Raw genomic sequence first — 292 nt, 5'->3', positions numbered from 1 at the left:
CAGACCTGCAAACGATTGAATATCTTCTGTATTCTGATCACGATTGACAATCATAATAATCGCAAAGGCGCCCATATTCGCCAGCAGATAAGCGACAAGATAGAAAATCGTCTGCTCGAACATCAATACCGTAAGCGTTGCGAACGGTACAAGCAAATATCCAGCCTGCGCGATACCTGAGTAGGCCATCATCCGCTTTACGTTCACCTGGCGCAGGGCGAGCGTGTTCCCGATAATCATGGAGGCGGCTGCGACAATAGCAATGTACAGCGATAGCGTATCTACAAGCACC

1 protein-coding gene is annotated in these 292 nt (G+C 48.6%); it reads right to left on the bottom strand.

Annotated features, from left to right (window positions below; translation table 11 throughout):
* Nucleotides 1–292 (bottom strand): proton-conducting transporter transmembrane domain-containing protein (locus LKX83_RS32415; protein ID WP_304518365.1); only part of this gene is annotated, 292 nt, incomplete at both ends.

It is taken from the genome of Cohnella baijiui, assembly GCF_020731285.1.
Taxonomy (GTDB): Bacteria; Bacillota; Bacilli; order Paenibacillales; family Paenibacillaceae; genus Cohnella.
The sequence above is the reverse complement of the archived record's forward strand: the minus strand, read 5'-3'. Positions and strand labels throughout refer to the sequence as shown.